The sequence below is a fragment of the Agreia sp. Leaf283 genome (assembly GCF_001422485.1).
In the GTDB taxonomy this organism is placed as follows: Bacteria; Actinomycetota; Actinomycetes; order Actinomycetales; family Microbacteriaceae; genus Agreia.
The window spans coordinates 1-12,415 of sequence record NZ_LMNF01000003.1; the positions used below are offsets into that span (position 1 = coordinate 1).

Sequence of the window (12,415 nt, forward strand, 5' to 3'; positions counted from 1 at the left end):
CTGAGTGGTGCAGCCGAGCACGGTTCCGGGTGCGGGGTTTCCCGGCAGGGGCATGGAGGTGACGCAGGTGACGTACTTGCCCTTCTGCGTGATCGGCATCGACCAGCTGTAGCCGTGGTTCACTCCGAGGCCGGGCACGGCGACGTTCAGCTCCGGGCGCGGCACCGAAGCGGTCGAGTAGGCGGTGGTGTTCGAGCCATTCGGCAGATAGACGTCGATCTTGACCTGGTTGGAGGTCGAGAGGGAGGAGGCGTCAGCGGCCCAGCCGGTGAGGGCGAGGGTGCCGCCCGTTGCCGTGGCCTTCTCGTACGCTCCGACCGGAGCGACTGGAGGCCCCATGGGCACCGGGCCGAACCAGTTCTTGTAGAGCGTGTAGAAGTTCAGGTTTCCGAACGCCGAACACGTGTCCGGGTTGCCGTTGATGGCCGCCTGGTTGGGCTGGTAGGGCGTGTAGTAGTAGAGAGCGGCGGTCGCCTTGTTGCGCACGACCACGTTCGACGAACCGCAGGCGGCGTTGGGGGAGAAGCGAATGGAGCTGTTGCCGCCCACGGGGTACCACGTGAAGAAGTTGCTCGTACCCGGCGGGTTGCCGTAACGCTTGAACTGGTACGCCGCCCAGTAGACCTGGTTGTAGAAGCCGGCGTAGTTCGCGTCGCAGTCAGCGGTGTCGGGGCACGCGTATCCGGTGGCGGCCGCGTATTGACGGGCGCTGGGCCAGCTGTCCGTGATGAGCGACTGCTCCTTCTGGAGCAGCACGAGCATCGCCTTCTGGCTGATACCGCAGGCGACGCCGACCTTGTAGATGATCGTTGCCGCCGACTCCACGCCGCCGCCGTTGTAGGCGTTGCACATCGCGCTCGCCGGGCGGGACGTGGTCATCGTGGAGTAGTCCTTGAGACAGACGTAGCCGGCCCTGCACGAAGAGAGCATGGCATTGAGGAAGTTCTGCACGGAATCCGCGTTCGCGGCGTTGCCGTCGTAGAAGAGCTCGTCGCTGATGATGAATCCCGGATCGAAGCCGGAGGCAGCCAGCGGCGATACGAACGGCGAGAGGGAGTTGTGCTCGGGAACCTGCGACTGCAGCTTCTCCTGCGCATCCGCCTGTGCGGCGAGCTCTTCCGTGCTGGAATCTGGCGTGACGTTGGGGTCGGCAGCCTGGAAGCCGCCAGGGTCCACTGGATCGACGGGATCGGAGGAACCGTCGGTCACGGGGGCGTCTGCAGGAGGAGCGGGCGTGTCTTGGGGAGCAACCGGCGCCGTTGTCGACGTGCTGGTCGGTTCGGGGGTCGGCGTCACTGTCGACGCGGCTGCTGCCTCGGCCTGCACCAATCCTGTTGCGATCAGCGCGATGCTGACGATCGCTGACACCAATGTCCTACGAATATTCCCCATGCGTGTGATGTTACAGTCACACGGCCTGCAACCGAAAGGATGCGTTAATAATCCTCGATTGCGCGGAGCCGGTCTGGCGCATCCCGCACCGGTGTCGGTATCGTCACCCAAGAGGGGGTGTCTGAGGTCATGGGCAGAATTCGATTGGGGCGAGCGGCCACCGTGCTTCTCGTCGGCCTGTTGGCAGCGGTCGGGTTGAGCGCCGTCCCGCCCTCGACTCCTCCGGCCTGGGCGGCCACGCAGGAAGACGAGGTCTTCGCGCGTGTGAACTCGGAGCGCTCGGCGAACGGGCTCCAGCCGCTCTCCCGCGACTCGACCATCGAGGCCGCCGCAGAACAATGGGCGCAACACCTCAGCGACTCCGGAACTTTTGAGCACAGTTCGAACGACTGGCGAAGCGCCCGGATCCCGGCCGGCTGGAATTCGCAAGGCGAGAACATCGCCAGGGGATATACGAGCTCGGATGCCGTGATGACCGGCTGGATGAACTCCGACGGGCATCGCCGCAACATCCTCAGCAGCAGCTACACGCGGATCGGGATCGGCTACGTGGCGGCCGGCAACTACTGGGTGCAGATCTTCGCGGGTTACTCCGGCGACACTCGACCGCCGCTGTCTGCGGGTACTCCGACCCTCACCGGAACGCCCGCCGTCGGGCAGACCCTGACGGCGCAGACCGGCACCTGGGGTCCCAGCCCCGTCTCGCTGTCCCTGCAGTGGTTCAGGGGCGGCACTGCGATCGCCGGGGCGACCGGCACCACGTATACGACGACCTTCCTCGATTCGGGCGCGAGGCTGAGTGTCTCGGTCACCGGCACCAAGTCCGGCTACAGAACCACCACAGTGTCGAGCGCGTCGACGGCCGAGGTGGCGACAGACAAGGTCGTCGAACGCATCGACGGTTCCGACCGCTACGCGGTGTCCGTGGCCATCGCGGCGAAGGCCTACCCCGGCACCGCCCCCGTCGTCTTCGTCGCGTCGGGCGAGAACTATCCCGACGCGCTTGCGGCGGGTCCCGCCGCGGCAAAAGAGGGAGGGCCGCTTCTGCTGACGCCGGGTTCCTCCTTGCCGCAGTCGGTCGAAGAGGCGATACGGCGCCTGGCACCAGACCGGATCGTCGTCGTGGGCGGAGTCAAATCGGTATCAGAGGTCGTGGTGAGCAGACTCAAGACGATCCAGAGCGAGGTCGACAGAGTAGCCGGCGCGGATCGGTTCGAAGTGTCTCGCAACCTGGCCGTCCGGTCGTTCAGCGATACTCCTCCGTCGCGGGTCTATGTCGTGACGGGCAACACCTTTGCCGATGCACTGAGTGCGGGGGCGGCCGCGGCGGCACAGCGGGTTCCGGTCATTCTGGTCAACGGAGTGCAATCCTCGGCTGATGCGGCGACCCTCGACACGATCTCGGCCCTGGGGGTGACGAAGGTCACCATCGGCGGAGGCCCCAACTCCGTATCGCCGGGCATCGAGGCCTCCCTCACCCAATTGTTGCCCGACACCACCCGGCTCGCAGGGGCCGACCGCTACGTCGCTTCCCAGGCGATCTCCCGGGATGCCTACCCCGGGACGGCTTCACAGGTCCTGTTGTCGACAGGGCTGAATTTTCCGGACGCGCTGGCCGGTGCCGCTTGGGCAGGAGTCATCTCGGCACCTCTCTACGTCGTGCCGGGAAACTGTGTGCCCCGAGGTGTTGTCGAGGAGATCTACCGGGTGAACGCCTCGACCGTGTCGTTGCTGGGAGGGCCGGCCTCGCTCACGCCAGAGGTGAAGAAGCTGGTCGTCTGCGGGTGACCTGCGCCTAGGACCCCGCTCGGGGCAACTCGGTCGTCGGCGGCTTCAGCGCGAGCCCTTGTCGCCAGCTGAGCGAGTGCGCGGCCTTCACCATGCACATCACGAAGAACATCCACCCGTACTCCACGAGAATGACGCTCTCCGCCGCGCTCGTCACGAGCAGGACGATGAGGATGAGGGCCGGCCACATGTAGATGACGCTCTTCTTCGACGTCGCCAGGATCCAGGAGCGCACGAGCGCGAGTCCCACCATGCCCACGAAGATCGCGAGGCCGATCAGCCCGACCTGAAAGTAGACATCGATGAACGCGTTAAGGCCCGACGTGTGCTGCCGGTTGCCCACGAAGTCGAGGGCGAAGAACGGCGACACGTTGGGCCGCCACAGGCCCACCCAGCCCCAGCCCTCGAGCTGGTTGTAGTCGATCAGGTTCGAGAGCTGGTTCCAGATCTCGAGCCTGTAGGTGAATTCCGCCCGAGCGCCGACGATCGCGAGGATGCGTGTGCGCACGAAGTAGGCGCTGATCGTTCCGATCACCAGAATGACCAGCATTCCGATCTGCAGGCTGCGGCGCAGCTCGGGCCTGGCCCGGCGCAGCGCGAGAACGGCCAGGGCGGCCACGAGCACGATCACGGCGACGCCCAGCGAGATGGGGGAGCGGGAGCCGATGAGGAGCACCCCGGCCAGAACGATCGAGTACAGGCTCAGGCCGCGTTGCACGGACCGCGTGTTGCGCTCGACCAGGAAGGTGACAAGAGCGATCAGGGCGACGAAGCCCAGCATGTTGCGCGATCCGAAGATGCCCTGCAGAGGTCCGCCGTCGTCGAGGTTGCCCTGGATGCGCAGGAACGCGATCGGCAGGTCGAGCAGCAGGCCCGACAGGATCTCGAGCGCCAGCGAGGCCGTGAGCAGCACGCGCATGACGTCGCCGACCGCGCGCACGATCTGGATGAGGTCGCGCACGAGTGCCACGTACAGCGCCAGGAACGAGAACGTCAGCTGGTAGACGACGCCCGTGATGCTCGACGTCTGGTACCTGCTCCACACGATCGTGATGGCGCACCAGCCCAGAAACACGAGGAGCGACAGGGGCAGAACGCCGTGCCAGTCGAGGTCTTTGCGGCGGGCCACCAGAGACACGGTCGCGAACACCACGAGGGTGCTCAGGATGCCGACCAGCCCGGCCCAGCCCATGGTCGCCTTGATGACGTGTACGGACAGTGCCGAGCCGATGGCCGCCACCGACAGCGCGGCCGAGAACCGCGGCGAGCCGAAGATCGCGGCGACCACCGCCCATCCGGGGTGCTCGGAGATCCTCACCGCGCGAGGCCGACCCGTCGCGGCCGCACCGGCGCGTCCGATTCGACAGGGCCGCCGTCGGGCACGGTCAGGTCGATTCCGGTGGCGCCCACGTCGAGTCGGGTCTTGAGCGCCATCAGCGCAAGGAGGGCGAACCCGCCTTCGACGAGCATGCGCGATTCGACGAACGACTGGGCGACAAGAAGCGTGAGGATGAGGGCCGGGAGCAGGGTGACCGGAACGAACGGAACGGCCGTACCCCGGGCATCCAGTTGCTCATCGACCGCGAACCACCACGACCGCCAGCACGCGCCGACGACCGCGCCGACGAACAGCACGAGCCCCACGATGCCGAGCTGCAGCCAGACGTCGAGCCAGGCGTTGTGGGCCTGCAGGTAGGTCACGCCCTTGCGCTCGGCGAGGTGGGTGAACGGCTCGACCCACGGCACCCAGTAGCTGACCCAGCCCCAGCCGAACGCCGGACGCTGCTGGGCGAGCCCGGTCACGGCGTTCCAGATGTCGAGGCGACCCGTGAGGTCGGAGCTCTTGCCGAAGAGCCGGAGGATCTGCGACGAGAATGCTCCCACCAGAACGGCGATCGCGGCGATGCCGGCGGCGCTCGAGACGAGGACCACCCTGCGCTGCCTCTGGTTCGACCGGCGCATCAGAATCAGGATGCCTGCGGCGGCGGCCACGATGACGAGCACGGCGATGGCCGTGGTCGAGCGGGTGAGCGCCAGCGTGGCCACCGCCACGGCGATCCACGAGTACGAGCGTGCGCGGCCCAGCGACCTCGACGTGAACTCGAGCGCGAGGCAGACGAGCGCGATCACGGCGATGAACGCCAGCAGGTTGCGGTTGCCGACGATGCCCTGGATGGGGTCTCCCGTGAAGAGGTCGGCCTGGCTCCAGAAGAAGGCGTCGGGGAGTTTTCCGTTGCCGTAGTCGACCCAGAACGGGATGATCGGGTGGCGCACGAACACGGCCACGATGAACTCGAAGAGCAGTGACAGGCCGAGGATCCAGCGCGTCGCGCGGCCGAGGGCGGTGAGGATGCGCGGCCACGACATCGAGGTGGCGAAGAAGATCGCCGCGATCACAGGGCCCGCCTGGGCGACCAGGCCGAGGAGCGTGGCCCCGGGGTAGAACGACCACGCGATAGACACGACCGCGAGGGCCAGGAAGGCGGTGAGCCCGAGCGGGACCCGACGGGGGGTCAACTGGCGCCATCCCTTGTCGCGGCTGATCAGCACCACCAGCGTGATCACGACCGCGAGGCAGAGGGCGGCGAACCCGTACCAGCCGATGAGGTTGCGCCAGAAGTCGCCGGCGAGGAGCGTGAAGAACGTGAGCACGGCCAGCGTCGAGCGGCCTGTGCTGGTCACGGAGTTCATAGAGGCAAGACTACCGATGCTCGTTCCCTGAGCCTGTCGAAGGGACCGGACGTGCGCTGCCTCGTTCCCTGAGCTTGTCGAAGGGGCCCGGCGTGCGCTGCCCCGTTCCCTGAGCTTGTCGAAGGGACCAGCCCCTCGACGAGCTCAGGCAACGAATCACTACACGAACGCGGCGAAGCCCGTTAGCGCGCGGCCCACGATGAGCGTGTTCATCTCGCGCGTTCCCTCGTACGAGTACAGCGCCTCGGCATCGGCGAAGTGCCGTGCCACGTCGTAGTCGAGCACGATGCCGTTGCCGCCGAGCGCCTCGCGGCACCACGCGACCGTCTCGCGCATCCGGGCGGTCGCATATGCCTTGGCGAGCGCCGAGTGCTCATCGCGCTGGATGCCCTGATCGAGCATCTGCGAGACGCGCACGACCATGCCGAGGCTGGCAGTGATGTTGCCGATCGACTTCACGAGCAGGTCCTGGATCAGCTGGTGCGACGCGATCGGCTTGCCGAACTGCACGCGCTCCTTCGTGTAGCGCAGTGCAGCCTCGTACGCGCCGATCGAGTTGCCGACCGCGGCCCAGGCCACCTCGGCGCGGGTGAGGCGCAGCACCTTGGCGGTGTCGCGGAACGAGTTCGCGTTCTGCAGGCGCAGCGACTCGGGGACGCGCACGTCGGTGAGCGTGATGTCGGCGTTCTGCACGATGCGCAGGCTCTGCTTGTTCTCGATCTTCGTTGCCCGGTAGCCGGCCGTGTCGGTGGGAACGATGAAGCCCTTCACCTGGTTGTCGGCCGTGTCCTTCGCCCAGATCACGGTGATGTCGCTGAAGGTCGCGTGCCCGATCCAGCGCTTCTCGCCGTTCAGCACCCACTCGTCACCGTCGCGCGTCGCCGTGGTCTTGAGGCCCTGGGCGGAGTCCGAGCCCGACGTGGGCTCGGTGAGGCCGAAGGCACCGACGACCTCTCCCGCCGCCATGCGGGGCAGCCACTCGGCGCGCTGCTCGTCGGAACCCGTGACGCTGATCGCGCCCATCGCGAGTCCGTTCTGCACGCCCACGTGGGTGGCGACGGATGCGTCGATGCGGCCGAGTTCGAGGGCGACGAAGCCGCGGAACACGGCGGAGTTCTCGAACGGCTTCGTCTCGTCCCAGCCGAAGCGGTAGACGTCGAGGTCGGCGAGGCCCTTCACGATCTCGTGCGGGAACGTCGCCTTCTCCCAGTGCGCGTTCACAACCGGCTTGACCTCGTTCTCGAGGTAGCGGCGGATGCCGGCGAGGGCATCCTTCTCCTGGTCGGTCAGCATCGACTCGTAGCCGTAGAAGTCGCTCGCGAGAGGTTCCAATGACATGTGTGCTCCATTGCTCAAGGGTGTTCGGGTGCAACTCAATCAGCGAGGCCGCCACCGCTCCAACTGATTGGTAGTTTGGGCTAAGACTCGGCAGGCCGCACCGGGCGACGTTGTAGGTCGCTCATAATGCTGCCCCCGGGTCGTGCTCCTCCCCGGCTTGTCAGAAAGGCGCCCGACGTGTTCGTTGGCATCACCAATACTCCCCGTGACTACTCGTGGGGGTCCACGACGGCGATCGCCGAACTGCTCGGAATCCCGTCGACCGGAGGGCCGGAGGCCGAGCTCTGGCTGGGGGCGCACCCCGGATCCCCTGCGCGCATCATCGACGGATCGATGCGGCACGGCGTCGACGATCTCGCCCAGTGGATCGCCGATGACAGGGAGACGGCCCTCGGGGCACACGCGCAGCTGCCGTTCCTGCTGAAGATCCTCGCCGCCGACGGGCCGCTGTCGCTGCAGGCGCATCCCACGCTCGAACGGGCCCGGCAGGGATTCGATGCCGAGAACGCCGCCGGCATCCCGCTCGACGCACCCAACCGCAACTACAAGGACCCGCTGCACAAGCCCGAGGTCATCGTCGCCCTGAGCGAGACCTTCGACGCCCTGTGCGGGTTCCGCCCGGTCGCCGAGATCCGCGATATCGTCGCGCTGCTCGAGACGTGGGACACAGAATCGGATGCCCCGGCGCCGGCCGTTCTCGCGCCTCTCGCCGCGCGGGCGCGCGCCGACGGCGACGAGGGAAGCGTCCTCCGCTCGCTGGTGGAGTGGCTGCTGGGCGGTTCGGAGGATGTCGCGACTCTCGTGAGCCGTGTCTCGGCGCTCGCGGAGGAGAACGAGCCCTCCGCCGCGGGGGAGTATGCGGCGTCGCTGCAGACCGTGCGCGACCTGGCGGTCGAGTACCCGGGCGATCCGGGAATCGTCACCTCACTGCTGCTCAACCGGGTGACCCTCTCGGCCGGCGAGGCGCTGTATCTGCCGGCCGGCAACATCCATGCGTATCTGAAGGGGCTCGGCGTCGAGCTGATGGCGGCCTCCGACAATGTGCTGCGGGGTGGACTCACGCCGAAGTACATCGACGTACCCGAGCTGCTGTCGGTGCTCGACTTCGAATCGCTGCCCGTTCCGTACCTCCGCCCCACCTTCCCCTCGGAGGGGGTGGAGGAGTTCCGGCCCGGCGTTCCCGACTTCGTGCTGGTGCGCATCCAGACCCGGCTCAACGAGCGCGCGGCCTATCGACCCGACGGTGCGGCGATCGCGATCTGCACGTCGGGGTCGTTCGAGATCCACGGGGAGCGCAGCGACACCACCCTCGAGCGCGGCCAGTCGGTGTTCATCACGCCCGAGGAGGGTGCGATCACGTTCACGGGAGTGGGCACGATCTTCCTGGCGGCTCCGGGCGCTCCCGCCAACTAAATACGGGGTCAAGTCAGCACGTTTCACGAGACACGCCGCCCCCTGGTGACGCCGTGGCAGCGTGTCACTACGAGTGTGCTGACTTAGGCCTGCCACCTTCTCGGTAGCTGCGCAGGTCGAGGGCGTCTTGAACGGCCCGTTCGATCGCCTGCAGGGTCTCTGGCCAATACTCGAACAGGTGATGAGGCAGGATTCGGATCGCCGGCCGCCCCCAGGCGAAGGACTGCAGGGTCTTGTCGTAATCCCATTTCTGCTGCGCCTCGTCGGAGTGCCATCTCTTGCTGTCCAGATCGACGGCGACGACATCATCGATGAGCGCGTCGAACTTGCTCGACCCGGGCACCGCCCGCTGCAGCTCGACGATGTGACCCAGTCTGCGCATACGAACCCCGAAGATGGACTCGGTGCCGGAATCAGCGAGGGGGTCGAGCTCCGTCCGAAGCCCGTGCAGGCGCTGGGGAAGGGTGTCGAACAGCAGATCGAGCTGGCCGGGGAGGATGAAGTTCTTCCGCAGAGCGGAGTCGATCGAGGCGATCGCGTGCTCCTCCTCCTGGCAGAGCACTGCTTGGCGGAGGGCGAGAAGCGGAGGAACCATCCAATCGCTGGTGCCGTGGCGCTCACCCATAGGGATGCCCCGGATGGGTCGCTGCCAGTGAACGCGGGGCACCCCGGCCTCTGCGAGGTAGTTCGTGTCGCTTCGTGCAGTGCTCGTGTCACGGCCGAATGCGACCACGGAGTCGACCCGCAGCCGCTTGGATCCGGCCGGCACGTGCACGTGCAGTCGGGTGTCCATCCCGGCCCAGACTCCCGATCGTCGGAGGGCGCTGACGCAGCCGATCAGGCCGCCCAGGCGAACGGCTCTGCGTTGATCGAGATCGGCTGTGGCGCTGGCGTAGAGCCCGCGTCGCTCCGAAACGATCAGCTTCGCCTGTCTGGCTAGATCGATGGCGCGTGGCGAGGCCCCGTTTCGAAGGAGAGTCGCTCGGGATGCGATGCCTCCGTTCCGGTCGACAAGACGGCTCACCGAGACGGCATCATGACTGATCACAAGGAAGAAGGTGGTTCACCCGGTGGTATCGATCACCCGGTCCGGTGGGATCCGTGGACAACTCTCCTTCGTGTGCAACGGGGAGGATGGGAAGTGCGCGTCAGCTCACGAGTTCTCGAACGCAGAAGGTGCGCCGGTAGTTGGCCGGCGTGGTCTGCAGGGTCTTCACGAAGTGATGCCGCATCACCGCGGCCGACCCGAAGCCCGTCTCGGCGGCGACGGCCTCGAGCCCCAGGGTGGTCTCCTCGAGGAGGTGCTGCGCTCGCATGAGGCGCTGCTTGTTCAGCCAGGCCGCCGGCGTCGTTCCCAGATCCGCGCGGAATCGGCGCGCGAAGGTGCGCGACGACATCAGGGCCTTGCGGGCGAGCTCGTCGACGCTGAGGTCGCGATCGAGGTTCTCGAGCATCCATTCCGTGACGCCCGCGAACGAGTCGCTGGGCTCCGCGGGAAGCGGCGTGGCGATGTACTGGGCCTGGCCGCCGGCCCGCTGAGGAGGCACGACCATGCGACGGGCGATGACGTTCGCCGCGGCGGCGCCCAGCTCGGTACGCACGAGGTGCAGGGCCGCGTCGATGCCCGCCGACGTTCCGGCGCCGGTGATGATGTTGCCGTCCTGAACGAACAGAACGTCGGCGTCGACCTCGATCTGGGGGAACTCGCGCGCCAGCCTGTCGGCGTGCATCCAGTGAGTGGTGGCCCGCTTGCCGTCGAGCAGCCCGGACTTCGCGAGCGTGAACGCCCCGCTGCACACCGTCAGGATCCAGGCGCCCCGGTCGTTAGCCTCATGCAGCACCCGCAGGACCTCGGGGTGCACTGCGCCCTCGATGATGTGGGCCGGAATGGCGATGAGGTCGGCGTCGGCCGCTGCGGAGAGGTCGTTCAGGATCATCATGTCGTAGCCGAGGCTGGTCGGAATGGGCCCGGGTTCGGCGGCCGCAATCGTGAAGTCGAAGACGGGCCCGCCCATGTCGGAGCGATCGATGCCGAAGACCTCACAGATCACTCCGAACTCGAACGGGGCGACGTGGGGGAGGGCGATGAGTACGACCTTCTTGAGCATGGCTGTTCCTTCGCGGGAGGTGTGGCAGTAAAGCGTGGAGTGTTGACATTCTTCCATCTGGTGGCCGATATTCGCAATTCGTAGCGTTACTGCCATGATGATTTTTCTGGTTGTTATGGGAGTTCTGTCGGCCGCGGCGATCGTGTGGACGATGCGAGACTGGGTGCGCGATGGATACCGTCGCATTCCCACGGGTAGAGGAGACGACGAATGGCGTGGTTGGTAACAGGAGGCGCGGGTTACATCGGCTCGCACGTGGTGCGGGCGTTCCGCGAGCAGGGCATAGATGTCGTGGTCGTCGACGATCTCTCCAGCGGCCACCGCGCGTTCGTCGATGACGGCGTGCCGTTCATCGACGGCAGCATTCTCGATGCCGACCTTCTGCGCCAGACATTCGAAGACCACGCGATCTCGGGTGTCGTTCACGTCGCCGGCTACAAGTACGCCGGCGTCTCCGTCACGCGGCCGCTCCATACCTATGAGCAGAACGTCACGGGAACCCAGGTTCTGCTCGGTGCGATGAGCGATGCCGGGGTCGACCGCATCGTCTTCTCATCGAGCGCGGCCGTCTACGGAACGCCGGACACGGATCTCGTGACCGAGTCCACCGCCAAGAATCCCGAGTCGCCCTACGGCGAGTCGAAGCTGATCGGCGAGTGGCTGCTGCGAGACCAGGGCGTGGCGGCCGGACTCGCCCACACGTCGCTGCGCTATTTCAACGTCGTCGGTTCGGGATATCCGGACCTGTTCGACACCAGCCCGCACAACCTCTTCCCCCTCGTGTTCGAAGCGCTCCTCGACGGCCGCGTTCCCCGCATCAACGGCGACGACTACGACACCCCCGACGGAACGTGCGTGCGCGACTACATCCACGTGTCCGACCTGGCGCTGTCGCATGTCGCGGCCGCGCGGCGATTGGATGCCGGTGAGCCGGTCGAGCAGGCCTACAACCTCGGGAGCGGGGCCGGTGTGTCGGTCGGCGAGATCATGACGGCGATGGCCGAGGGCACGGGGATTCCCTTCACTCCCGAGATCGCGCCGCGCCGACCGGGCGACCCCGCCCGCATCGTCGCATCCGGCGAATCGGCCGCGCGAGACCTCGACTGGCGGATGCGCCACACGCTCGACGAGATGGTTCGCAGCGCGTGGGCGGCACGCCAGGGCGAGTAGTCGATTTGGCGTGTTGCGCCGTTGTCGATTGCCGCGACACGGTGTTTCCCCAAACCCTCCAGAAGCACTTGAGGGTTTACGATCTGCGACTTGACTCCAACGAACTACACGGGTGTAATTAGCGGGAGGGGTTCGGCAGGTCGAATGCAGATCAGAAGGTAGAGCGTGGTATGGCTATGGAATACCGCTCAGGCGTCCCAGAGGACTGGTTCGTCGATCCCGTCAATCTCGGTGTTCCGGGCGTTCGTCAACAGGCGCCGGTAGAAGACGAGAACCCGCTGGCGTGGCAGACCGACTCTCTCTGCGCTCAGACCGACCCCGAGGCCTTCTTTCCTGAGAAGGGCGGCTCGACCCGCGATGCCAAGCGCATCTGCACGTCGTGCGAGGTGAAGGCCCAGTGCCTCGAGTACGCGCTGAAGAACGACGAGCGCTTCGGCATCTGGGGTGGCCTGTCCGAGCGTGAACGGCGCAAGCTGCGCAAGCAGGCCTAGGGTCATAGTTTTCTCATAGGTATC

General features: G+C 66.5%; 9 protein-coding genes and 1 pseudogene. 4 read left to right on the forward strand and 6 right to left on the reverse strand.

The window, feature by feature from the left end:
• Nucleotides 1-1,368, reverse strand: a pseudogene (locus ASF51_RS13640) (hypothetical protein); the annotation flags it as partial.
• 153 nt (nt 1,369-1,521) lie between these two features.
• On the opposite strand from ASF51_RS13640, the gene ASF51_RS13645 reads away from it, so the two are divergent.
• Complete coding sequence (locus ASF51_RS13645) at nt 1,522-3,180, forward strand: cell wall-binding repeat-containing protein (protein ID WP_082480024.1); 1,659 nt, start codon at nt 1,522-1,524, stop codon at nt 3,178-3,180.
• A 7-nt stretch (nt 3,181-3,187) separates the two neighbouring features.
• Here the strand turns inward: ASF51_RS13645 and ASF51_RS13650 are convergent, their stop codons facing one another.
• The 3 genes from ASF51_RS13650 to ASF51_RS13660 form a co-directional block, all read right to left on the reverse strand.
• Nucleotides 3,188-4,498, reverse strand: coding sequence for an O-antigen ligase (locus ASF51_RS13650; RefSeq protein ID WP_235497260.1), 1,311 nt, complete (start codon nt 4,496-4,498; stop codon nt 3,188-3,190).
• Nucleotides 4,495-5,871 carry an O-antigen ligase gene (locus ASF51_RS13655; protein ID WP_082480026.1) on the reverse strand — a complete coding sequence of 459 codons (1,377 nt, stop codon included), beginning with the start codon at nt 5,869-5,871 and terminating at the stop codon, nt 4,495-4,497. Before ASF51_RS13655 ends, ASF51_RS13650 begins: the two co-directional genes overlap by 4 nt.
• A gap of 159 nt (nt 5,872-6,030) precedes the next feature.
• Complete coding sequence (locus ASF51_RS13660; protein ID WP_055930924.1) at nt 6,031-7,209, reverse strand: acyl-CoA dehydrogenase family protein; 1,179 nt, start codon at nt 7,207-7,209, stop codon at nt 6,031-6,033.
• A 177-nt stretch (nt 7,210-7,386) separates the two neighbouring features.
• Here ASF51_RS13660 and manA point away from each other — a divergent pair, with 177 nt between their 5' ends.
• On the forward strand, nt 7,387-8,622 hold the full coding sequence (gene manA / locus ASF51_RS13665) for a mannose-6-phosphate isomerase, class I (RefSeq protein WP_055930927.1): 1,236 nt from the start codon (nt 7,387-7,389) through the stop codon (nt 8,620-8,622).
• Nucleotides 8,623-8,689: 67 nt separating this feature from the next.
• On the opposite strand, the gene ASF51_RS13670 is transcribed toward manA, so the two are convergent.
• Together ASF51_RS13670 and ASF51_RS13675 are read right to left on the reverse strand one after the other, a co-directional pair.
• On the reverse strand, nt 8,690-9,415 hold the full coding sequence (locus ASF51_RS13670; protein ID WP_157412162.1) for a hypothetical protein: 726 nt from the start codon (nt 9,413-9,415) through the stop codon (nt 8,690-8,692).
• 355 nt (nt 9,416-9,770) lie between these two features.
• Nucleotides 9,771-10,730, reverse strand: a complete 960-nt coding sequence (locus tag ASF51_RS13675) for a GlxA family transcriptional regulator (RefSeq protein WP_055930933.1) — start codon at nt 10,728-10,730, stop codon at nt 9,771-9,773.
• 210 nt (nt 10,731-10,940) lie between these two features.
• On the opposite strand from ASF51_RS13675, the gene galE reads away from it, so the two are divergent.
• A complete protein-coding gene (galE, locus tag ASF51_RS13680) occupies nt 10,941-11,900 on the forward strand; it encodes a UDP-glucose 4-epimerase GalE (RefSeq protein WP_055930936.1) in 960 nt (319 codons plus the stop codon).
• A gap of 170 nt (nt 11,901-12,070) precedes the next feature.
• Nucleotides 12,071-12,391 (forward strand): WhiB family transcriptional regulator, encoded by a 321-nt coding sequence (locus ASF51_RS13685; RefSeq protein ID WP_055930939.1) that lies wholly within the window; start codon nt 12,071-12,073, stop codon nt 12,389-12,391.
• The last annotated feature ends 24 nt before the right edge of the window (nt 12,392-12,415 follow it).